21 protein-coding genes are annotated in these 23173 nt (G+C 52.2%); 15 read left to right on the top strand and 6 right to left on the bottom strand.

The window, feature by feature from the left end; genetic code table 11:
• The first annotated feature begins 26 nt into the window (after nucleotides 1-26).
• From DZK30_RS21360 to DZK30_RS21345, 4 genes are all read left to right on the top strand, one after another.
• The gene (locus tag DZK30_RS21360; protein WP_205529523.1) at nucleotides 27-428 is read left to right on the top strand and encodes an ester cyclase; all 402 of its coding nucleotides are present in this window, start codon (nucleotides 27-29) and stop codon (nucleotides 426-428) included.
• 176 nt (nucleotides 429-604) lie between these two features.
• Complete coding sequence (locus tag DZK30_RS21355; RefSeq protein WP_118976220.1) at nucleotides 605-2815, top strand: gliding motility-associated C-terminal domain-containing protein; 2211 nt, start codon at nucleotides 605-607, stop codon at nucleotides 2813-2815.
• A 75-nt stretch (nucleotides 2816-2890) separates the two neighbouring features.
• Nucleotides 2891-4903 (top strand): tetratricopeptide repeat-containing sensor histidine kinase, encoded by a 2013-nt coding sequence (locus DZK30_RS21350; protein WP_118976219.1) that lies wholly within the window; start codon nucleotides 2891-2893, stop codon nucleotides 4901-4903.
• Nucleotides 4893-5537, top strand: coding sequence for a response regulator (locus DZK30_RS21345; protein WP_118976218.1), 645 nt, complete (start codon nucleotides 4893-4895; stop codon nucleotides 5535-5537). The genes DZK30_RS21350 and DZK30_RS21345 overlap by 11 nt, the downstream gene beginning before the upstream one ends.
• Nucleotides 5538-5544: 7 nt before the next feature.
• Here DZK30_RS21345 and DZK30_RS21340 read toward each other — a convergent pair whose 3' ends face one another.
• On the bottom strand, nucleotides 5545-6183 hold the full coding sequence (locus DZK30_RS21340; RefSeq protein ID WP_118976217.1) for a response regulator: 639 nt from the start codon (nucleotides 6181-6183) through the stop codon (nucleotides 5545-5547).
• 22 nt (nucleotides 6184-6205) lie between these two features.
• Nucleotides 6206-8131: a tetratricopeptide repeat-containing sensor histidine kinase gene (locus tag DZK30_RS21335; protein ID WP_118976216.1), complete on the bottom strand. Its 1926-nt coding sequence runs from the start codon at nucleotides 8129-8131 to the stop codon at nucleotides 6206-6208.
• 251 nt (nucleotides 8132-8382) lie between these two features.
• Between DZK30_RS21335 and DZK30_RS21330 the strand changes: the two genes are divergently transcribed.
• Nucleotides 8383-9582: a T9SS type A sorting domain-containing protein gene (locus tag DZK30_RS21330; protein WP_118976215.1), complete on the top strand. Its 1200-nt coding sequence runs from the start codon at nucleotides 8383-8385 to the stop codon at nucleotides 9580-9582.
• A gap of 127 nt (nucleotides 9583-9709) precedes the next feature.
• Here DZK30_RS21330 and DZK30_RS21325 read toward each other — a convergent pair whose 3' ends face one another.
• Together DZK30_RS21325 and DZK30_RS21320 are read right to left on the bottom strand one after the other, a co-directional pair.
• Entirely contained in the window at nucleotides 9710-10399 is a 690-nt protein-coding gene (locus tag DZK30_RS21325; RefSeq protein WP_118976214.1) for a response regulator transcription factor, read from the bottom strand.
• A gap of 210 nt (nucleotides 10400-10609) precedes the next feature.
• Nucleotides 10610-10831, bottom strand: coding sequence for a hypothetical protein (locus DZK30_RS21320; protein WP_118976213.1), 222 nt, complete (start codon nucleotides 10829-10831; stop codon nucleotides 10610-10612).
• 208 nt (nucleotides 10832-11039) lie between these two features.
• Between DZK30_RS21320 and DZK30_RS21315 the strand changes: the two genes are divergently transcribed.
• Nucleotides 11040-12698, top strand: a complete 1659-nt coding sequence (locus tag DZK30_RS21315; protein ID WP_118976212.1) for an FAD-binding dehydrogenase — start codon at nucleotides 11040-11042, stop codon at nucleotides 12696-12698.
• A gap of 45 nt (nucleotides 12699-12743) precedes the next feature.
• On the opposite strand, the gene DZK30_RS21310 is transcribed toward DZK30_RS21315, so the two are convergent.
• Nucleotides 12744-13862: an alkaline phosphatase family protein gene (locus tag DZK30_RS21310; RefSeq protein WP_162903312.1), complete on the bottom strand. Its 1119-nt coding sequence runs from the start codon at nucleotides 13860-13862 to the stop codon at nucleotides 12744-12746.
• 292 nt (nucleotides 13863-14154) lie between these two features.
• Between DZK30_RS21310 and DZK30_RS21305 the strand changes: the two genes are divergently transcribed.
• The 9 genes from DZK30_RS21305 (at nucleotide 14155) to DZK30_RS21265 (ending at nucleotide 22962) form a co-directional block, all read left to right on the top strand.
• On the top strand, nucleotides 14155-15219 hold the full coding sequence (locus DZK30_RS21305; protein ID WP_205529522.1) for a hypothetical protein: 1065 nt from the start codon (nucleotides 14155-14157) through the stop codon (nucleotides 15217-15219).
• Entirely contained in the window at nucleotides 15209-16015 is an 807-nt protein-coding gene (locus DZK30_RS21300; protein WP_118976210.1) for a cytidylyltransferase domain-containing protein, read from the top strand. Before DZK30_RS21305 ends, DZK30_RS21300 begins: the two co-directional genes overlap by 11 nt.
• Nucleotides 16016-16039: 24 nt before the next feature.
• Nucleotides 16040-16894, top strand: a complete 855-nt coding sequence (locus tag DZK30_RS21295) for a transketolase (protein WP_118976209.1) — start codon at nucleotides 16040-16042, stop codon at nucleotides 16892-16894.
• Nucleotide 16895: 1 nt separating this feature from the next.
• Nucleotides 16896-17834 carry a transketolase family protein gene (locus tag DZK30_RS21290; protein WP_118976208.1) on the top strand — a complete coding sequence of 313 codons (939 nt, stop codon included), beginning with the start codon at nucleotides 16896-16898 and terminating at the stop codon, nucleotides 17832-17834.
• A 19-nt stretch (nucleotides 17835-17853) separates the two neighbouring features.
• Entirely contained in the window at nucleotides 17854-19203 is a 1350-nt protein-coding gene (locus tag DZK30_RS21285) for an aminotransferase class III-fold pyridoxal phosphate-dependent enzyme (protein ID WP_118976207.1), read from the top strand.
• The gene (locus DZK30_RS21280; protein ID WP_205529521.1) at nucleotides 19193-20008 is read left to right on the top strand and encodes an SDR family oxidoreductase; all 816 of its coding nucleotides are present in this window, start codon (nucleotides 19193-19195) and stop codon (nucleotides 20006-20008) included. The genes DZK30_RS21285 and DZK30_RS21280 overlap by 11 nt, the downstream gene beginning before the upstream one ends.
• Before the next feature lie 19 nt (nucleotides 20009-20027).
• Complete coding sequence (locus tag DZK30_RS21275) at nucleotides 20028-21479, top strand: N-acetylneuraminate synthase family protein (protein ID WP_118976205.1); 1452 nt, start codon at nucleotides 20028-20030, stop codon at nucleotides 21477-21479.
• On the top strand, nucleotides 21476-22420 hold the full coding sequence (locus tag DZK30_RS21270) for a sterol desaturase family protein (RefSeq protein WP_118976204.1): 945 nt from the start codon (nucleotides 21476-21478) through the stop codon (nucleotides 22418-22420). The genes DZK30_RS21275 and DZK30_RS21270 overlap by 4 nt, the downstream gene beginning before the upstream one ends.
• Before the next feature lie 155 nt (nucleotides 22421-22575).
• Nucleotides 22576-22962, top strand: coding sequence for a DMT family transporter (locus tag DZK30_RS21265; RefSeq protein ID WP_205529520.1), 387 nt, complete (start codon nucleotides 22576-22578; stop codon nucleotides 22960-22962).
• A gap of 9 nt (nucleotides 22963-22971) precedes the next feature.
• On the opposite strand, the gene DZK30_RS21260 is transcribed toward DZK30_RS21265, so the two are convergent.
• Nucleotides 22972-23166 carry a hypothetical protein gene (locus DZK30_RS21260; RefSeq protein ID WP_118976202.1) on the bottom strand — a complete coding sequence of 65 codons (195 nt, stop codon included), beginning with the start codon at nucleotides 23164-23166 and terminating at the stop codon, nucleotides 22972-22974.
• Nucleotides 23167-23173 lie beyond the last annotated feature (7 nt).

The following is a 23173-nucleotide window of genomic DNA, read 5'->3' as shown; positions in this document are numbered from 1 at the left end:
CCGGCAAACGGTGCTACCTTTACATTATGACTATAACTGACAATAAGCAGGTAGTGCTTCGCTTCAACAAGGAATTTATCGAAGGCGGCAATACTGCCATCCTCGATGAGATCGTTGCCCCTGATTTCACCAACCATACCGCTGTGCCGGGCGTTCCGAAAGATGTATCGGGACTCATCCAGTTCATAGGGATGCTCCGTACAGGCTTTCCCGATCTCAGAGTAGACATACTGGACCAGGTAGGCGAAGGCGACCTGGTAGCCAGCCGCAAAGTGCTCCGGGGCACCCACCTGGGCAACATCATGGGCCATGCTCCTACCGGTAAAGAAGTGATCATGAACGTGATGGACTTTGTAAGGCTTCGCGACGGCCAATATGTCGATCACTGGGGACGGAATGATGTGATGCAAGTGATCGGGCAGCTCTAGAAGCTATCGCTATCTATCGCAGGGAAAATTGAGTAGTTCTACTCAATTTCAAAATTGAGCGCTTGTACTCTGGTTGTTTTGCAGCAGGTTAAATAGTTTTGTTTTCATCTTTTTGATTCATCTCATCAGGCACCGGAATGAGGAAAGAAGGCACCACGTAGCAAAGCCATTGATCTATGAGAAAACTATTTACCCTGCTGTTGATCCTGTATGCTTTTCCGGCCGGCGCCCAGCACGGCTGGCATTTGAGAGAGAACGCCATATGGAATTTTGCCGATTCCCTGGGACTCGACTTCAATAGCGGCAGCCCCGATACCTTCAGCGCTACTGTTCCTTCTTCCTACAATTGTATCGCATCGGTATCGGATCCCGGCGGACACATGTTATTTTACACCAACTCGGAATATATCTGGGACCGTAACGGCAATGTAATGCCCGGCGGCTACCTGTTATCTTCCCCCATCATCCCACCGCCCGGCTGGGTGTTGAACGATCCGTTTTTCGATGCGACCTCTCATGGCGCGCCGCAGGGTGTGCTGATACTGCCCGTGATCGCCAATCCGAAGCAATATTATGTGTTCACCCTCGCCGGTTATGTATTCGGGGAAGATATCGGCGGCCCCACCTCCTTTATGTGGCTCAATTATTCGATCGTCGATATGACGCAGAACAGCGGCCTGGGCGCCGTGATCAGCGGTCCGCATCTTATCGATACCAATATGAGCGCTCACATGACCGCTGTTCCCGGCGACAACTGCAACATATGGCTGCTGTGCCATGAGAAGCGGGCGCCCCGCTTCAAGGCCTTTGAGATCACAGCAGCCGGCATCAATATGACCCCTGTGATCTCCAACACCGGCTTTGCACCTGTAGTAATTCCCGACCTTGGCAATTACAGCCACGGATATGGCTCCATGGCCGTAACACCCGACCGCAAAAAGCTGGCTTACACCAGCCCCTACCAACTCTTTCCCGAAACGAATGGCGGCAAGCAGGAGTTGTTCGACTTCAACACCGCTACCGGCGTTGTGTCCAACGAATTGCTGCTGGACAGCTTTTACAGCTGGGACCTCGCTTTCTCTGCCGATAATTCCAAGCTCTATTTTACCTCCTGTAATTTTGTGGATGACGTCAACAGCCTTTATCCTTTTCAAACCCTGTTGTACCAGTTCGACCTCAGCCAGCCTACACCGGCCGCCATCGCTGCTTCCCGCGTGACCGCCGATACGATCAAATCGCCCTATGCTGTCACCACACCCATCCGGCTCACAAGAGACGGCAAGATCTACTATATTATGTCCAACAGCGCGGTGCCTGGCGACGCCGACTACCTGGGCGCCATACAGCAGCCCAACCTTGCAGGAACCGCCTGTGACAATGAGCCGCATGCCGTGCTGATGCCGCACCGTCTTTATCCCGACGATAACACCTCCGGTATCGGTTGCAATGGCTTTGTACGGCCCATTCCTGCCGATACGCTGTTTGGACGAAAGGATACCATCATCTGTACCGCGGGCGACAGCATACGGCTGCAAGGGCCGCCGGCACTATACTACAGCTGGAATACCGGTAGCACGGATACCGGCCTGACGATAAAGCTCCCGGGCACCTATTGGGTCGGCAGCGCCCAGACCTATTGCCAGTACCGTATCGACACCTTTGTAGTGGCGCCACCGTTTACCTTCAGCCTGGGTAATGATACGGTGATCTGTAACCAAAGCGCTTTCGAACTGAAGGCACCCCCGAGTGCTGCGTCCTACCAATGGCAGGACAACAGCACAAGCCAGCGCTTTATAGCCGATACGACCGGTCTGTATTGGGTGAACGTACGGCAAAGAGGCTGCCAAAAAGCGGATAGCATCTATATTTCGTTCAAAGACCTGAGGATGGATCTTGGCTCCGATTCGACGCTGTGCCGGGGCGTCCCGGTTGCGCTCACGCTCGACGCCCGTGTAAAGGATCCCAATGCAACCTTCCTGTGGAACACAGGACAAACAGGCGGCCTATTGCCCGTTACCGATACAGGCTATTACGTTGTAGACATTTCAGATGCGCCCTGCGTCTTCAGCGATGCCATTCATATCGGCGACGAAATATGCAGCTGCATACCCATGATACCGACGGCATTCTCCCCTAACCGCGACGGGCTCAATGATGTCTTCGGCATTATATTCAGCGAAGGCTGCCCCATTAAACATTTCCGGTGCTCGATCTATAATCGCTTCGGACAGCGTATTTATTCCAGCAACGATCCGGGAAAAGCCTGGGATGGCACCTGGAACGGGAAGCCGGCCGATGTAGGTACTTATATGTATGCTGTGACCGCAGAAACCGGTACACAAGGCAAAGTATACCAATTGAAAGGAGACATTACCTTACTCCGGTAACCGGGGGGCTGTGAAATGAGCAGGGAAAATGGTATTTTTAACAACAACCGTTAAACCAGTCATTGCCTTCGCTTCATGTTCCGGATAGACCGATGTAATATTCCTGCTGCTTTATGGCGCGCCTGGCGCGGGACCTGTCTGCTGTTGGTCTGTCTGCTGATCATGAGCCAGGAGGTACCGGCGCAGGAAACACGGGGCCGGCTGCATACCCGTATTACGGCGACGGATTCTGCAAATATCTCTTCCCTGATCAATAAGGCTAACGCCTTCCAGGGAAGCGATCCCGACAGTACTATCTTCTATGCCCGGATCGCCCTGAGTAAAAGCCTGGCGCTAAACTATGCCTTCGGCTCGGGATTGTCTTTGGCCAATATGGCTACAGCATATCGCAACAAGGGAGCGCATGCACGGAGCCTGGCACTATACCGCGAGGCGCTTACGGTGATCGCGCAGCAGGAGCAAGACCGGGAATATTACCTGGCAGCCACCTATAATGCTATGTTCGGCGTTTTCTTTCACCTGGGAATGTTTGACAGTGCGGCACTGAATTGCTACAAGGTGATCACACTATATGAAAATGCAGCGCCGGGCAGCATTAATCCGCGGGGTAGCCTGGTCGATCCGCTGATCGACGCGCAGCAATACCTGGGCATCTGCTGGCTGCAGACCGGATACCCGGAACGTAGTCTGGTCTATATCGGCAAAGCCGAACAGCTGTCCCGGCAAAACAAGCATCAATACCAGCTGTTGAGCATCCTTACCAACAAAAGCAGCACCTACTGCCGCCTGCAGGTACCTGAAAAGGCCATTGCCGCGGCCACCGAAGCCCTGCAACTTGCAGACCGGAACAAGGACCACAGCTTCGATTACATGCTGCACATTAATATCGCCGCGGCCCTGCTGCAGCAAAACCGGAACGACAGCGCCATCGCCCTGCTCCGGAATTACCTTCCGGCAAAGGCCGATCCTGGTGAAGCGATCGACGCAGCCTTTGTGCTGGGGGATGCTTACTACCGGCAGGGACAATACCATGAGGCCATTGCCATATTGCTACCGGCTATCCGGGCGGCCCGGCAGGCAGAGCAGCGCTATAATCTCACAACGCCTTACCAGGTGGTCGCTGCAGCTTATGCCGCATTGGGCGATCATAATGCCGCCTACCAGGCTTTAAGCACAAAGGAGCTGCTTGAAGATACCCTGACCCATAAAGCCACCGAGGTAATGAATATGATGGATGCCGCATTGCAGAGCGCCGGAAAAGACAGGAAGCTTAGCCAGAACCAGGTACGGATCAACCGCCAGCAGCACCGGCTGGAGCAACAATACCTGTGGATTACGGCGATATCAGCCGGAGGCCTGATGCTCGCCTTGTTACTGCTCCTGTTGTACCGTAATGCCCGGAACAAAAGACTACGCCAGGAGAAGCAGCTGCAGCTGATGAGCAAAGAGCAGGAGGTGCAGCAGTTGAAAGCCATCATGAAAGGAGAAGAGCAGGAAAGAGCACGGTTTGCGCGTGAGCTGCATGATGGTTTCGTAAGTCAGCTATCGGCCATACGCATGAATTTTGCTGCTATGGATCATACCCATCCGTCGCCGGAACAATATGGAGAAAACCTGTCGCAGCTGGACGAAACGATCAAAGAGCTCCGTAAAACCGCACATAATCTGATGCCCGAGATACTCCTGAACGCCGGGCTAAGTGAGGCTACCCAGCTTTATTGCGACCGGCTCAATCAATCGCATGCCCTTTATATTGATTTCCGGAGCTACGGCTACCTTCCCAAACTGGAGCCTGCGTTTGAATTACCCCTCTACCGGATGATCCAGGAGGCGATCCAGAATATCATCAAACACTCGGAAGCCGATCAGGCGATCGTACAGTTCAATTATGACAAAGGCATACTGGGTATTACCATTGAAGATAACGGCAAAGGATTTGATCGGCCGGCAGAAAGGTCTACCGGCGCTGGGTTGTATAATTTCCGTACCAGGGTAGAAAGCCTGGGCGGGCAGTTTCACTACAGCAGCGCGCCCAACGAAGGGACAACGCTTTATTTCGAATTTGACCTGAGCACACATGAACAATAATCTTCCTATCATACGATTGACCATAACTGATGATCATCCGATGGTCATTAGCGGTATCAGGAATATGCTGCACTATTACCGGCATATTGAAGTGGCGGATACTTACACCAACGGCGCTGCGTTGATGGAAGGTCTCAAAACAAGCCAGCCGGATATCCTGCTGCTGGACCTTCAGCTTCCCGACATCAGCGGCAACGAGCTCATCCGTCTCATAGTAAGCCAATACCCCGCTATCAGCATACTGGTGATCACCAGCATGGAAAGCATGTTCCATATTAAGGACGCGATGAAGGCAGGAAGTAAAGGCTACCTGCTGAAAACCGCGCCCCGGGAAACGTTGCTGGAAGCCATAGAGACAATTTACCAGGGTGGCGAATACCTCGAGTCTTCGTTAAAGGAGCAATTGCTACAGGAGATGCTGAAAACGAAGCATGCGCCGGCATCCCCACTTACCCGCCGGGAAAAAGAGATATTGCAGCTAATCGCCAAAGCACTTACCAGCGCAGAGATCGCCGCTACATTAAGCATTAGCACCCGCACTGTCGAGAACCACCGCTTTAGCCTGATGCAAAAGCTCAATGCGAAGAACACCGTAGGCCTGATCCGCGTTGCGCAGGAAAAAGGGTTTATTTAAAGCTGCTTTACTCTCCCAGGCCCAGGGTAAGCGCCTTCTTAACGAGCTCGCCGATAGAGCCCACTTCCAGCTTGGTAAAGATACGTGCCCGGTAATTGCGCACCGTATTGTAGCCCAGGAACAGGCTGTCGGCGATCTCCTGGTTAGACTTTCCGGCAGCAAGCAGACGCAGTATCTCTTTTTCTCTTATCGTCAGCGATAAACGGGCATAGATATGCTTGTGCCGTTGCGGCTGCTCTTGCTGAAGCTTATCCTGCAATGCCGGCTCAATGTAAGTTCCACCCTGCGATACGGTTTCTATTGCGTGGATCAGTGTGGGCTGACGCGTTGTCTTCAGTAGGTATCCTTTCGCACCCTGGCGCAGCATCGTATTGACATAAAGGGTGCTGTTGAAATTGGTCAGCGCCAGCACGGCAATCCCGGGATACTGCTGCAGGATAAGCGGCACCAACTCATCGCCGGGGGTTCCCGGCAGCTGTATATCCAACAGCAATACATCGGGCTGTTGCAGGGGAAGGTCCGCCATCAGGGATGCACCATCATTGAAGGCGCCGATCAGGCGGATATGCCGGTATCCCCTGAGCATATTCTTCAGGCCGTCTATAATCATCGGGTGGTCGTCCACGATCATGATCTTGATCTCCATAGTCCATTCTCTTTTTATAAGCTCAGGCGCCTGTGGCCGATAGGGTCACATCCTTTCGCGCAAAGGTTACCATAATGCAGGTGCCCACACCAGATTCCGATTGTATATTCAGGTTGCCCCCCAGGGTCCGCACCCGGTATTCCAGGTTTTCCAGTCCGAAGCCAAAGCCGCGGTTGTCTGTATCGAAGCCCCGGCCATTGTCTTCGACCATCAGGGATATCCTATCGTTTTCCTTTTCCAGCGAAACGATCACGTGATCGGCGCCCGCATGGCGGATCACGTTTTGTATCAGCTCCTGCACGATGCGGAAAAGCATATTGACATAGACCGGGTTGATCGCTTCCAGGTCGCCGTGCCGGTGCAGGTCTATGCAAAAGCCGCTCCTGTGGCTTATGGTATCACAGTAATACTGCAAAGCTTCGCCAAGGTTTTTGCGCAGCAGAGCAGATGGCATCAGGTTGTGAGCCGTCTTGCGCAGCTCGTCGGTAGTATCTTCGATCATCTGCATCACATCGAGCAGCTCCTGCTTATGACTGAACTCGTCTTTGCGGGCCGCCTGCATGTTCATATTCACAGCTGCCAGCATACCGCCTATGCCGTCGTGCAGCTCCTGGGCCAGTCTTATCCGCTCCTGCTCTTCTCCCTGGATCAGGGCCCGCATCTCACGGATCTGCTCATCCCGGAGCATCAGCTTTCGCTTTTGCCGGAAGCGGTTGTACAGGAACAGGCAAACGAGCGCGGCCAGTAAGGCAAACGCTACCGACAGGGCAACAATCGTATTCTTCCGGTGCAGCGCCTGCTCCTGATGCTCCATCTGCAGCTTATTCCGAAGCAATTCCCGGTCTTTCTCCGAGGTCCGGAATTTCACTTCAAGCTGCTGTACATTTTGTATCACTTCGTGGTTACGAAAACTGTCGCTCATATGCGAGTAGGTAACCTGGTGATGAAAGGCCTTGTTGTAATCACCCAGCGCCGCATAGATCTGGGCTAGTTTCCGGTTGCTCTCGATGAGGTCGCGGGAAATACCGAACTCCCGGGCAAAGTCCAGCGACAGGGAAAAGTACCTTTTGGCCCGTTCCATATCGTTCAGGGTATAGTACACTTCGCCCAGCGTAAAGACCGCCATATTGCGGTAATATGGTGCTATGCCCGTTCCTTCTATTTTAAGGGAACGTTCCAGATAAGGGATCGCTTTATCGGGCTGTCCCATATTGAAATACAGATCGCCGATATTATTGAGCGCCACCATTTCCCATTGAATGAAATGCTCTCTTTGGGCTAGCGCCAGGGCACGGTAGGCAAGCTCGAGGCTTTCGGGATAGCGCTTCAGACTTCTCAGCAACTTTGCTTTATTACAGTAGACACAGGTAAGGATACGGAAATTATTGTCCCTTCCGGCAATCTCCTGCGCCTTATCCAGATAGTACATGCTCCGCTGCACATTAAGCACGCTGTCGGGCAGCAGGGACAACAGGGCGCCGTAGTTATTATATACCGTAGCAAGATAGTCGGGATGGTACTTAACAGCAACGGGAATGGCGTTCAGATAATGGATGCCTGCCTTATCGTATTGCTCCCGGAGCTGCATGAGCTTGCCCAGGCCTGAGTAGATCACATCCAATGCCGGCTCCAGGGCTACAGTATGCCGGCACAGCCAGAGCTCCCTTTGCAGTAGCGCTTCTCCTTCAGGTCCGCTAAGCAGCGGCAAAATGGCCTGCAGCCCCTTGCGTATCCCGGCAGGATAGAGCGCCTGCCCGCTCCTGTAAAGCGCAACCCTTAGCAATGCGATCGCACTATCGGGCTGCGTACCTGTTATTTGCTGCGCCCTGGCGATATGAGCTGCTATTGCGGCAGTGTCTTCAGGCTTCCCTGGTGTGAGCGCATACAGCACAGGCCTGCCTTCCTGTGCAGCCACATCGGCAACCAGGCACAGCAACCCTGCCAGCATACAAAAGACAGGCTTTGCATACGGTTTGCATAGTATAGACAGGCAAGCGCCCGCCCTTCTGCAACAGGCGGATAAATAGGACAACAATGGCAATTGTAAAGGGGTTAAATCATCTGCTCTAATGTATGAAAAATTATTTTATGATACACTTGTATCTAGGCTGCCGTATGCAGCAAAAGTATTTTTGTTCTTTGTATCCAACGCTTTTCCTCCATGAAAAGTACATTTTTGAATTCCTTTAATAACCCAATATGAAAAAGACGGCTATTTTTTTCTCGGCGATGGTAGCAGGACAGCTGGCCCTGGCGCAAACACAGATCCCCAACAGCAATTTTGAAGACTGGACGACTGCCGACAACGGTACGGATTCCCTTGTTGGCTGGAGCTCCAGCAACAATGTGGTCATGTATCCGGTACGCTCCCTATACAAAGAAAGCGGGGCTTACCAGGGTTCCTATGCAGCAAAAGTGAACACCGCACCTTTTGGCTTTGTACAATACACCACGATCGGTATTCTGGTCAACGGTAATGGCGCCGAATTTAACTATGGCGGCGGGGGCGGCGGCGCCAATGTCAGTTACGTTTCCGGCGGGGGCACACGAATATCCATCAAGCCCACTGAACTACGCGGCTTCTACAAATACAATACAGGCTCAGCCGCCGATCAGGGCACAGCACGCATATTGCTGACGCGATATAATGTTGACGACAATAAACGCGATACGGTAAGCGATGCCACACATACCTTTTCCCCACAGGCAACTTATACGGCATTCTCTATTGCGCTTCCCGATATGATGCCCGGCGTAACGCCCGATACGATCACTACGATCTTTTCTTCCTCCAATGCGGCAACAGTGCCTACCAACGGTGTGTTCAGCGACCTCACCCTCGACAGCATCACATTGTACCGGGCGCCGGCGCCACCTGTAGCCGATTTCTCTGCTACGCCTGTGGCCGGTAATACCAATGTAACAGTAGTCAACTTTACCGATCTCAGCACCAATACACCTACCGCATGGGAATGGACCATAACACCCAACAATGTTGCCTACCAGTCTGGCACAAGCGCCACATCCAACAATCCCAGCGTGAAATTCACAGCCGCAGGTACCTATACCGTTAAGCTGAAAGTGACGAACGATGATGGCGAAGACGATATAACCAAGACCAATTATATTACCATCACCAATAGCACCGGTATCGATGAAAAGACTTTACTGGAAAGCACGACACTCTACCCCAATCCGGCAAAAGACAAAATTGAGCTGGATGCCCGTTTCCTCGGAGCCGAGCTGAAGATCAGCGACCTCAGCGGAAGGACATTGCTCTATATTGAAAAAGTAAAGAATAAGACAATCGACATCAGCGCGCTGACAGAAGGCATATATCTGGTCAGCCTGACGCAAGACCAGCAAACCCGCTCGGGCAAGCTGCTGATCCGGAAATAGCCAATGAGTAAGTAGTGTTTCTGTTTCAGAGGGGCATGGATAAGATCCGTGTCCCTTTTCTTGATCTCAAAACCGGGTAGACATCTACATCTCACAGTGCCGCGGCGACGCAGCGGGAGAAGAAAGCCTAATAGTCTTCCGTAAAACGGTAACCGACGCCCCAGGTGGTAAGGATATACCTTGGATGCAGCGGATCGGGCTCTATGCGGGCGCGAAGGTGACTGAGCGCGGATGTCAGGGTATGCTCAAAGCCGGTAAAACCCAATCCCCATACCTCTTTCAGCAGGCTTTCCGCAGCGAAGGTTCTTCCGGGATGGGCCATCAGCACTTGCAAGAGGTCAAATTCCTTATAACCCAGCTCCAGCAATGCACCGTTCAGCGTTACCTGCCGGTTGGGCCCATCCAGCCGCAACGCTCCTCTTACAATGACATCCGGCACCGGGCCCGGTGCTTCCTGTTGCAGGGCGGCGCTTTTCATCAAAGCTTTCACACGGATAAGGAAGCTGCTCATACTAAAGGGCTTCAATAAATAATCGCATAAGCCTGTGGGATCGGGGATGATCTCTTCCTGATGAACAACGAGGATCAGCATAGGCGTACCAGTCTTTTCCCGTTTGAGCTGTACCAGCGCTTCGGCAGCAGGCATATCTGTCAGCTCCATATCCAGCACAATGAGATCGTAATGCCTTTCATGAGCCAGTACAAGCCCGGCAACAGCCCCTGACGCATAATCCAGGCTGCAGCCATCCGCTTCCAGCCGGGCGCCTACCAGCTTTGCGATCTTCTCATCTGCCTCGATCATCAGTATCCGTTGCATAAGGTCCTATTTAAGCAGATAACAACCAGAACATCTTATAGCAATGTAATATTAAAACCGGACATAATAAAGCAATAAACAGTAAGGGCCATAAAAAAACCTCCGTCGAAGGAGGTTAATTCAAAATACAAATTCCAAATTTTAAATTTCAAAATGCAAATTTGAAATCCCAATACGCACCACACAATACACACTACCCGATGCCTGGCTTCACGAGCGCATCATCTCTTCCCTGGCTTGCACACTCAGCTGGTCGTATTGGTCACGCAGGCTGTCCTGCGCATGATACAGCGCTTCATGAAATTCATCACAGCAAGTCGATACTGTAATAAATCCTTCATCGTTGATATAAACATTGGGATTTTTGCGATGGTTGATGCAATAGAGGCCCTGTAAGCCTTTCATGACAAAGTTGTTCCGTTCTATGTTCATCTTGGAAGCGTTTAAAAAGATCTGAAAAATAAGGTGACCGGAAATCAGGCAAGTGCCGATAGCAAGGTCCTATAGCTATCTTGCTCTTCAAAATTAAACAACTGTTTAATTTCTACAAAAAATTTCGGCAGGTTTTCGGTAGAATTTTTTTCCGGCCGTTTGTACTTAACTTCGGGATAGCAGGTGTAATTGCTAAAGCTACATAATTATGGCGACAACCGAAACCGATGTGATTATCGTGGGCGCAGGGCTTGCCGGCCTTGTTGCGGCTTCGGAACTGGCCCAAAAGGGCAAATCCGTTTTATTGCTCGACCAGGAGCCGGAGCAAAGCCTAGGCGGCCAGGCCTTCTGGTCTTTTGGCGGTCTTTTCTTCGTTAACTCTCCAGAACAGCGCCGCATGGGCATCCGGGATTCTTATGCCCTGGCCCACCAGGATTGGATGGGTACAGCAGCATTTGACCGGCCGGAAGACCATTGGCCGCGACTTTGGGCAGAGGCCTACCTCGACTTCGCCGCGGGCGAAAAAAGGGCCTGGCTCGGACGTTTGGGCATGCGATTCTTTCCTGTCGTGGGCTGGGCCGAGCGGGGCGGATACGGCGCGATCGGCCATGGTAATTCGGTGCCTCGTTTCCATGTAACCTGGGGCACCGGCCCCGGTGTGCTGGCGCCTTTTATCCAAAAGGTAAAGGAAGCAGAGCAGAAAGGCCTTATCCGGCTGCGGTTCCGGCATCGTGTCAATGAGCTGCTTATTGTTAATGGCCGGGTAACAGGCGTTGCCGGCGATATACTGGAAGAAAGTACAGCGGAAAGAGGTATCAAAACCGCCCGTGTCGCCACCGGTTCCTTCTCCTTCAAGGCAAGTGCCGTGATCGTTACCTCCGGCGGTATCGGCGCCAACCACGAGCTGGTGCGCCGCAACTGGCCCATAAGCCTGGGGCAGGCGCCGGAACATATGCTGTGCGGTGTACCCGACCACGTGGACGGCCGTATGCTGGCCATCACCGAAGCGGCCGGCGGACAGATCATTAATCCCGACCGCATGTGGCATTATACCGAGGGCATTGCCAACTGGAACCCTTTGTGGACCGGTCATGGCATACGCATCCTACCCGGCCCCTCATCGATGTGGTTCGACGCTTATGGCCGTCGCCTGCCCGTGCCGCTGTTTCCCGGCTTTGATACCAGGGGCACTTTGCAGCATATCCTCACTACCGGAAAAGAATATACCTGGTTTATCCTGAACCAGAAGATCATTAAAAAAGAATTTGCCCTCTCGGGCTCCGAACAAAACCCCGACCTGACTGGAAAAAGCTGGAAGCAGGTACTAAAGCGGGCCATAGGGAAAAGCGCTACACCGCCGGTAGAAGCCTTCAAAGAAAAAGGGGAAGACTTTATTGTCCGGTCCGGCCTTGAGGAGCTGGTCGCGGCCATGAATGAGCTGAGCGGCACATCTCTGCTGGATGCAGCGCACATCAGGAACGAAGTGGAGGCCAGAGACAGGGAGCTTCAGAATAAGTTCAGCAAAGACCTGCAAGTGACCGCCATCAGGGGCGCCCGTAAATACCTGGGTGACCGGCTCATCCGTACAGCGCCGCTCCACCCTATCCTTGACCCTAAGGCCGGTCCATTGATCGCCGTACGCCTGCACCTGCTGACCCGTAAAACGCTTGGCGGATTACATACCGATCTTTCAGCACGTGTGCTCAACAGCGATGGACAGCCCATCGGCGGCTTGTATGCTGCGGGAGAGGTGGCGGGCTTCGGCGGTGGCGGTATGCATGGTTACCGTGCACTGGAAGGTACCTTCCTGGGCGGCTGTATTTTTTCGGGAAAGATAGCAGGCAACGCCGCGGCAAAAGAAATATAGGCCTGATACAGGCAAGGTAGTCTTCCGGCATATTTGCCTTCTTTTCTATTGACGGTCCAATGCAATGCCACCGCTGATCTCAGGCGCAATGCCTGGCAGATCGATACATTGTCCTACCTTATGCTCGCATTCAAATTGTTGTCCCAGCAGACGGGCGATCGTAGCCGCGATCTGCTTCTGGTATAATACCTGGTCTGTCTTCATCTCGCCCAGGGGGCTGATACCGGGACCCATTACCGCCATCCATATTTCACGGCTGCCGCCGATCAGGAAAAGGTGATCGGTCCAGGTGCGTGTCCTGCGGCCACGGCCATGATCGGTGGTGATGAGAAAGGTTGTATTGTTGCGGTAAAAGGGGTCGCTCTGCACTTCGTACCACAGCTCTGCGATCATACGGTCGGTATTGGCTATAGAGCGCAGGTAGCGATCGTACTGGCCATGATGTGCAAATTCATCGGCTTCCCCAAAAGCAACTAACGCCACTTTAGGATGACGTTTCCGGATATATTCCCTCGCGCTGATAAAGGTCAGCTCGTCGTAACGGGTATGCGCCTTGTTGCCGATCGCCTCCTGCACGCTGTCGATCATTTGCGACATGGGATCTGTATCGTCCAGCGATTCGTACCCGCTATTGACCGGGATACAGCTTCTCTTTTCATTCAGTATGAATGGAAAGATATTCCAGGAAGAGAAAGCCGCAACCTTATGCTGGTACCCTTTTTGCTTATTGAGGTATTCCAGCACATTGGTATTCTCATTGAGCACCGGCGTATTGGGTATAAAGCGGGTATCTGCATAGCCTGTGAATATCTCGTTGTATCCGGGGTAGGAAAATTTATAGCGATTGCTCACATTCATTTTATTGCCGTAGTCGCGATTGCCGTAAATCTGGCCTTTATGCGCGATCACATTCCATAGGAATGGCGTCAGCCGGCGGCGGCGTTCCTCCTGGTCATTGCTCCAATACATCTCCCGTATCAGCGTGGTATCAGCTACATAGCCGCCCTCCTTCAGGATTGCTTCATCGGCGCCATGAAAGATCTCCTGCCAGCGCAGGCCATCAATGGTGATGATAAAAAGGTTGGGAGCGGAAAGGCTGTCTTGGAATTGAGCTGCAGCCCCTAAAGAGAGCAGCAGGCAGAGCAACAATGCGGAGGCTTTCATTGTATCTGGTTTTGCAAAGAAACCCCCTGTATGTAACCTTAACATGAGCGTATCGTTACTATAACGCTATGGCTTGAAGCGCCTGATCACTATTCAGGGATCCGCTCCCGTTTTGTATCTACAAATACCCTTTGCAAATGAACAGAAGATTATCCTATCGTTACCCTTGTCTTACCAAAACACTATCCATCGGTTAGCAAAATATCAAGTATCTGTTATGTTTAATGAAAGCGGGTGAAGCTATCTGTTCAGAATATAAGTTTGCCGCCATAAGAGGATTGCTTTAATGGGAATGAGCAAAAAAATACTATTTCTTACCGGATCGTTGAACCAGACATCCCAGATGTACCAGGTTGCCAGCGCACTCGGCGAGTTCGACTGTTGGTTCAGCCAACTGTTCACCGATCATCCGCTGGTCAATTTCCTGAAGAACAAAACACGCCTGCTTGATAAAACGATCATCTCCGAACCACACCGCAAAAAGGCGGAAGCTTACCTGAAGGAACGTGATTGCGCTATCGATTATGGCGGGAGCCGGCATCGTTACGACCTTATCGTATGTTGCAGCGACCTTATTGTGCCGGCGCCGCTGAAGCAAACCAGGACCGTGTGGATACAGGAGGGCATGATCGACAAAATGACCCTGTTGAGCAGGATAATCAAAGCGCTGAGACTACCGCCTACCTGGTGTTTCAATACGTCGCTGAATGGCTCTACCAACCAATGCGATCTCTATTGCGCCGCTTCGGATGGTTATCGCGACTACATATCCGGCATGGGTACCGATCCCGGAAAGATATGGGTAACCGGCACGCCCAACTATGATCATGCAGCGCAATTCCTGGACAACGATTTTCCCTACCATGACTACGTCATGGTAGCGACCACCGACATGCGCGAAACGGCCAGGCCTGAGAACCGTGTCCGCTTTATCAAAAAGTGCGTGGCGATTGCAGCCGGAAGACCCTTGTTATTTAAGCTGCACCCCAATGAGAACTTTGACCGTGCTATAGGGGAAATACGACAGCATACACCAGAGGATACAGCCATCTTTACCGAAGGCAACACGCAACACATGATTGCCAATTGCAGCGAGCTCATCACACAATATTCCACGGTGGTATATACGGGTATTGCCCTGGGCAAAAAAGTGCATTCTTACTTTGATGTACGACAGCTGAAACGTTTGTCACCATTGCAAAATGGCGGCACCTCCGCTGAGCAGATCGCCACACTTTGCCGCAGTTTTATCGACTTTGACGGACCGGTGCAGGATTTTCTTCACCAGTACAAAGAGCAACAGGACGCCGCCCTTCTTTATTTCATTAACGAAAAGGAACAATCGTATGCAGGATAAGATCGTGATCGTGATACAGGCCCGTATGTCTTCCAGTCGGCTACCCGGCAAGGTAATGCTTCCCGTATGGGGCAAAAGCCTGCTGATACGTATGATAGAGCGGGTACAGCGGACGCAATATCCGGTAACCATCGTAGTCGCTACCTCTGTCGACCCTTCAGATGATGTGATCGAGAACGAGGCCTATGCACATGGCATTCCCTGCTACCGCGGAAGCCTCGATAACCTGCTTGAAAGGCACTACCTGGCGGCCCGGCACCATGGCGCTCATGTGGTGCTGAAGATACCATCAGATTGCCCGCTTATCGATCCGGCGGCTATCGATGCTACGCTGGACCTGTTCTATGAAATTCCCCGCCGGTACGACTATGTGAGCAACCTGCATCCGGCTACCTGGCCTGACGGCAACGATGTGGAAGTAATGACCATGGATTGTCTTGAAAGGGCGTACAAAGAAGCGGCACACTCCTGGGAGCTGGAACATACCACGCCTTATATATGGGAGCATCCGGAGCATTTCCGTATCGGCAACCTGGAATGGGGCACCGGCCTGGACCTGTCGATGACCCATCGCTTCACGATCGACTACCCCGAAGATTATGACTTTATCGTGCAGGTGTACAAAAAGCTTTACCCGCTAAGACCGTCTTTCAGCTGCAACGATATTCTCCAGCTGCTGGAAGACCGCCCCAGAATATATGAGATCAATGCCGGTTACGCCGGTGTGAACTGGTACCGCAATCATCTGGACGATCTGAAAACCATTTCCGCGGAGCAAACCAAAGTGCTGTTGTAATTCCTATCCAAACCTGAAAATCATATGGAAAGCCAATACCAACATTTAAAAGACATTGCCTTTAAGGTGCGGGAGCATATCATTCGCATGTCGGCCAATGGCGGCTGCTTTATCGGCGCCTCCCTGTCGGCTACAGACCTTATCGTATTTCTTTACGCCGACTTCCTGAACCTCAACATTAATAATCTTGACGATCCCAACAGGGACTATTTGTTCCTGTCCAAAGGTCACGACGTTCCGGCTCTGTATGGTACATTGGCAGAGCTCGGTATCATCAGCCGCGAACGTCTGCAAAACCATTTGTCTATAGACGACCATATCTACTGGCATCCCAATACCAAAGTGGCCGGCATAGAATTTCATTCCGGTTCGTTGGGTCATTTACCTTCCGTGGCACTGGGTGTTGCCATTGATATCAAGGTAAGGGGCGGGAACAATAAAGTGGTCTGCATTCTCGGCGACGGTGAGCTCAACGAAGGTACCTGCTGGGAAGCCGTATTGGTGGCTAATGCTTACCGGCTCGACAACCTGATCTTTATCGTTGACCGCAATCAGTTCCAGGCCAATATGGCTACAGAAGACCTGATACCCCTCGAGCCCCTCGCCGATAAGTTCCGCGCCTTCGGAGCAGAGGTGAAGCGTATCGATGGTCATAGCTTCAGCGCATTGGATGAGGCATTGAGCCAGTACCCCTTCTGCGAAGGCAAATTGAATGTGCTGATCGCCGACACGCTCAGAGGCAAAGGCCTGCCCAGCATTGAAAGCCGCGCCGACCGCTGGTTCTGCAATTTTACTACCGAAGAAACGGAACAGCTGCTGCAGGAGCTGCACGGCGAACATCATGCCCAATTAACCTCACAAACCTTAGTCGTACGTTAAAATGAACTACGAACAACTGCTGACCCAAACCGCGCTGGAAGATGAGCGCTATATCGTAATGACCGCCGAGAACCGCGCCCTGGTACGCAATATACCTGCTGCGCTCGGCCAGCGGTTCATTGATACCGGTATTACAGAACAGACCATGATCGGCGCTGCGGCGGGTCTGGCCTTGCGTGGCCGCACACCTGTAGTGCATGCGCTTACCGCTTTCCTTACCATGCGGGCCTTCGAATTTGTACGTACCGATGTCGGCATCCCCGGCCTGCCCGTAAAGCTGAGCGGCTTTATTCCCGGATTCCTTTCCGATGCCAATGGCCCGACCCACCAGGCCATCGAAGACATTGCCCTGATGCGCGGGATCCCCAATATGGAGGTATTTGCTCCTGCCGACGAAGAAGACCTGCTGCTGATGCTGCCTGCAATATGGTCATCATCTGCTCCGTCCTATGTACGCATCAATACACGCCCCACCCATTACCATCATGCGCCCTACGAGCCAGGCAAAGCGGAGATCGTAAGCCAGGGGGAAGACATTACCCTGCTGTGCTATGGATTGCTGTTTGACCAGTGCCTGCAGGCCGCCACCATACTACAGGCCGAAGGAAAATCTGTAGGCCTCATCAATATGCGATCGCTCAAGCCTGTCGACGAAAAAGCCCTCATAGAAGCGGCACAGCATAGCAAACTGCTGATCACAGTAGAAGATCATTTTCTCACCGGGGGCCTGTACAGCATTCTCGCCGAGACCTTGCTGAAGCATCGCATTACCGCCAATGTGATCCCCTTTGCGCTCAAGGAACGCTGGTTCAAACCGGCACTGCTGCCCGATGTGCTGCAGTATGAAGGCTTCACCGGTAAGCAGATCGCCGAGGAGATACTGGGCTATCCCACCGGTCAGCAAGCCGTGCAGATGACCCCATCCGAATTTGCCGAGTAATTCTTTAATCATATCTCTTATGCCGAATACGGTTTCTTTTAACGAACAATACCCTGAGATCAGCATCTCCGACGCCTACTACCAAAGAGCCCTGAGCGTACAAAAACCGGTAACGCAAACACTGGCTAAAGGCCCCGGGCAGTTCAGCAAGGGCGTTGCACCCAAATACATCCAGCGTGGCAAAGGCGCCCGCGTTTGGGATGTCGATGGTAACGAATACATCGATTACAATAGTGCTATAGGTCCCGTATCCCTGGGGTATGCCTATCCCAAAGTGGACGAAGCGATCCGGCGTCAATTGGAAGATGGTATTACCTTCTCGCTGATGCATCCCCTCGAAGTGGAGCTGTCAGAGCTATTACAGAAAGTGATCCCCAATGCCGAAGCGGTGAAGATCACCAAAACAGGCGCCGACGCCTGCTCTGCAGCGATAAGGGTGGCCCGCGCCTTTACCGGCCGCGACAAAGTATTCTGCTGTGGTTATCACGGCTGGCACGACTGGTACATCGGCATTACCAGCCGCAACGCCGGCATCCCTGCGTCGACCCAGGACATGACCTTTACGTTTGAATACAATGATATCGAATCGATAAAGGCAGCGCTGGACAGCGATGTCGCCGCCGTTATCCTGGAGCCTTTTATTTTTGAAGCACCGAAAGAAGGTTACCTGCAGGAGCTGTTGTCGCTCTGCCGCGCCAACGGTACCCTCCTTATTTTTGATGAGATGTGGACCGGGTTCCGCATTGCCCTCGGCGGCGCACAGGAATACTTTGGCGTAACGCCCGACCTGGCCGTTTACTCCAAAGCATGCGCCAATGGCATGCCCATAGCGCTCCTCACGGGCCGCTCCGATGTGATGGAACTGTTCAACAGCGAAGTATTCAGCTATACCACCTTTGGCGGCGAAGCCCTGTCGCTCGCGGCTTGTATCGCTACTATCGAAGAGTTGCGCGATAAACAGGTACCACAATACCTTGATGAAAAAGGCGCCCTGCTAAAAGATGGCTACAATAACCTGGTGCGGGAGCTGGGCATGGAAGCTTATACGCATTGCATCGGCTACAATTGCCGCAGCATGATCACCTTCTCCCCTGTTGCCGGTAACGGACTTGAGCTAAAAACCCTGATGCAGCAGGAAATGATCAAACGGGGTATCCTGTGGGCCGGCTTTCACAACATGTGCTTCAGCCATACACCAGAAGATATTGAATACACGCTTTCGGCCTATGCCGATGTATTGCCTCTGATCAAAACGGCAATTGAAAACGGTAATGTACAGCAATACCTCAAAGGCGAGGTGCTGGAAGCCGTCTTCCGCAAGGTGAACAACTATAACATTAAACCCAAAACCACACCTGTTGCCGGATAATATGGAACGCTTCTCGCTAAAAGACAAAACGGCTGTTGTGACCGGAGCGCTAGGCCTCCTGGGCCGCAGGCACTGCGAAGCCCTGGCGGAAGCCGGCGCGCAGGTAGTAGCGGCTGACGTCAATCATGGGGCGCTGCAATCCTTTGCCGCAACACTCGGTTCGACACACATGGGGGCAGATGTCGATGTGACAAATAAGACATCGGTGACCGCACTACGGGACCAGGTGCTGGCGCGCTATGGCCGTATTGATATCCTGGTCAATAATGCTGCGATCAACGACAAGTTTGAAAATCCGGCGATGGCGGCGACACTTTCTGCATTTGAGCAATATCCGCTCGATGCCTTTCAGCGCTCGATCGATGTGAACATTACCGGCGTGTTCCTTTGCGCGCAGGTGCTGGGAACCGTGATGGCGGAACAGGGGAAAGGCAGCATCATCAATGTGGCCTCTACTTACGGCATGGTAGGTCCCGACCAGTCGATCTACCGCGACCCGGATGGCGTACAGACTTTTTACAAGTCGGCCGCCTACCCGGTGACCAAAGGGGCGGTGATCAACTTCACCCGTTTCCTCGCGGCCTATTGGGGTCATAAAGGTGTAAGGGTAAATACCCTTTCTCCTGGCGGTGTGGAACAAGGTCAAGACGATTTTTTCATTCAGAACTATTCTTCAAAAACCTTGCTGGGCCGCATGGCGCAACCGGACGATTACCAGGGAGCCCTGGTATTCCTGGCCGGCGATGCCTCGGCCTATATGACCGGCGCCAATCTCGTTGTGGATGGCGGCTGGACAGCTATCTAACCCATAAAAAAACAAAAACATGAACAAGAACCTGCTTAGAGAAAAAGCCAGCCGCATCCAACTGCTGCTGACCGACTGCGACGGCGTATTGACCAATGCGAGCGTTTATTATGGTGAAATGGGCGAAACCCTGAAAAAATTCAACCTGCGCGACGGCATGGCCGTAGAACGTCTCCGTCGCTTTGCGGGCACCGATACCGGGATCATTTCCGGTGAAAACTCAGCGTCCCTGCATCAACGCGCCGAGAAGCTACGTATCAATGAGCTGCATGGCGGCATCAAAGACAAAGCTGCCTTGCTGAGCAGCATACTGGAACGCTACCATATTTTACCCGAAAACGTAGCCTATATTGGCGACGATCACAACGACCTGGGTATTATGCAGCTGGTAGGCCTCAGTGCTTGTCCCGCCGATGCCCTCCCCGCCGTAAAGCAGCAGGTAGACCTCATCTGCCGCGCCAAAGGCGGTGAAGGTTGCTTCCGCGAATTTGCCGAGATCATTATCGAAGCCCGTGCGCATAATAGCCAGGCTTTTTCTGTAAGCCGCGGCGTTACGCTATCCAACGGCCGTATCATCGATAAAGACCAGCCTTGCTATATCATTGCCGAGATCGGTATCAACCACAACGGTTCGCTTGATATCGCCAAGCAGCTGATTGACGAAGCGGTAGCCGCCAAGGCCTGCGCGGTTAAATTCCAGAAAAGAACACCTGAGATCTGCGTGCCCAAAGACCAGTGGGAAGTGATGCGCGATACCCCATGGGGCCGCATGACCTATATCGATTATAAACGTAAGACAGAATTTGGCTTTGACGAATACAGTGTGATCGATCAATATTGTAAGGAAAAGGGTATCGACTGGTTCGTATCGCCCTGGGATACCGCATCCGTAGACTTTATGGAACAGTTCGACACGGTGATCTACAAATTGGCTTCTGCCAGCCTCACCGACTTTGAGCTAATCAAGCGTATCCTGTTTACCGGAAAGCCTCTGATGTTGTCGACCGGCATGAGCACCATGCAGGAAATAGAAGATGCCGTAGCGCTCATCCGAAGCTACGATGAAGAATATCCCTTCTTTATCGCACATTCGACCTCGGCCTACCCCTGCAAGCTGGAAGAACTGAACCTGAGAATGATCCCTGTGCTCAGCCGCAAATTCCCCGGCGTACCTATCGGCTATTCCGGACACGAGACGGGCTTGTCTACCACGGTGACTGCCGTGAGCCTGGGCGCTACTTTTGTGGAAAGGCACTTTACCCTTGACCGTGCCATGTGGGGATCAGACCATGCTGCCTCTGTAGAACCCCAGGGCTTCCAGCGCCTGGTACGCGATATACGCGATGTAGAGCTGGCCATGGGCGACGGTATCAAAAAAGTATACGAGTCGGAACTGGGCCCTATGAAGCGTCTGAGGGTAAATATTAATCCCGGACAAACAGAAAGTAAGAAGGATGGCGTAATCGCATGAGCCAGGAACGCATACTCACGATCACCTCGATCATACTAGCCTGCTGGGCCGTTATCATTATAACCTGGGAACGGCTGTTTCCCTACCGCAAAGGCCTTCCCTTATTCCGGGAAGGCTTTTGGGTAGACCTGGTATGGTATACGATCATCCAGAGCTTTGTGCTCAAGATCGTCATCTTTGACTATATCATTGCGCCGCTGCAACATCATTTTGATTGGTCGCGCTTCCAGGGCGTGAGCAATTGGCCTGTGGCGCTGCAAGTATTGCTGTTCTTCGTGATGCATGACTTTTATATATACTGGTTCCATCGCTTTCAGCACAGCAATAAGTTTTTCTGGCGCACCCATGAAGCGCATCATTCGGGCAAGGAAGTTGATTTTCTTTCCGGCTCCCGCTCACATATTGTGGAGATCATCATTAACCAGACAATTGAATTTGGGCCCATCATCCTGCTGGGTGCATCGCCCGAAGTGATCCCCATCAAGGCGTTGATCGATTCCATGTACGGCATGTTCATCCACGGTAATATCCGAGTGAAAATGGGCAAGCTGAAATACATTTTCAATTCTCCCGAGCTGCACCTCTGGCATCATGCCAATTACAGGGAAGTGTTCCATGCCAATTTTGCGACCAAGCTCTCCCTTTGGGACTATTTGTTCGGCACCGTCTATTTTCCGGGAACAAAGCCCGGCAACAAGCCAGAGAACTGGGGGCTGTATTACGATTATCCAAAGGACTACTTTCTGCAACATGCCTTTTCCGTAAAGCGCTTTGATGAAAAGCAGCTATTGCGTCACAAGTGGTTCCGCTGGTATTACAACCTGCGACCGGCTTTCATACGTTTGTTTGTCAGGAGGAAAAAGCCTTTGCAGGATGCCGGTATACTTCCAGCAGCTATAATAGCAGAAAAAGAAACGGAGGCGATACAGACCGGGACCTAAGCGGTCCCTGAGCCCCGTCGAAGGGATAAAAAAATACAACCTGGCTTCGACAAGCTCAGCCACCGGAAGTAAGCGGTCCCTGAGCTCCGTCGAAGGGATAAAAAAATATAATGTGGCTTCGACAAGCTCAGCCACAGAAAATAAAACAATAAGACTTGACTAACTGGATATATTGGGGATATTTATTGCTGGCCGCATTAATGGAAGCCTTCTGGACCTACTCCCTAAAGGTGATGCAATTCAAAAACCTCAGGCAGCTTACCTGGTCCAACTTTTATGTGCCACAGAGCGGCCTCAAGGTATTGGCGCCTTTTGCAGGCTATATCTGCTTCGGTATCGCCAATGTGTACTTCTTTTCCATGGCCACCAGGCAAATCCCGCTGGCAACAGCGTTTGCCGCATGGACGGGCGCCAGCCTTGTGCTGATCAAGCTTTCGGAAGTGATCTTCTTTCAGCAAAAGACCAGCCTGGCTGAAGTCTTTTTTATCTTGATGATCATGGGCGGTATTACCGGCCTCAAATTCTTTGCCTTTAAAAACTAAGCCCCGGAATTATTCCTGAGGCACGATCTTAACACCTCTGATATTCTCCTCCACCTTAAGCCTGTCCAGCCACTCGGGACGGTCTTTATGATTATTCAGCTCGCTTTTCAGATGGTCATACCCCATATAGCTGATCAGGATCTGTGACACTTTTTTTCCGGCTTTGATGGCATCCTCGTAAAGTTCGTTAATCTGGCGAAGCATAATTCAT

It is taken from the genome of Taibaiella koreensis (assembly GCF_003545715.1).
GTDB lineage: Bacteria > Bacteroidota > Bacteroidia > Chitinophagales > Chitinophagaceae > Taibaiella > Taibaiella koreensis.
This window is presented reverse-complemented; position numbering and strand designations above follow the sequence as displayed.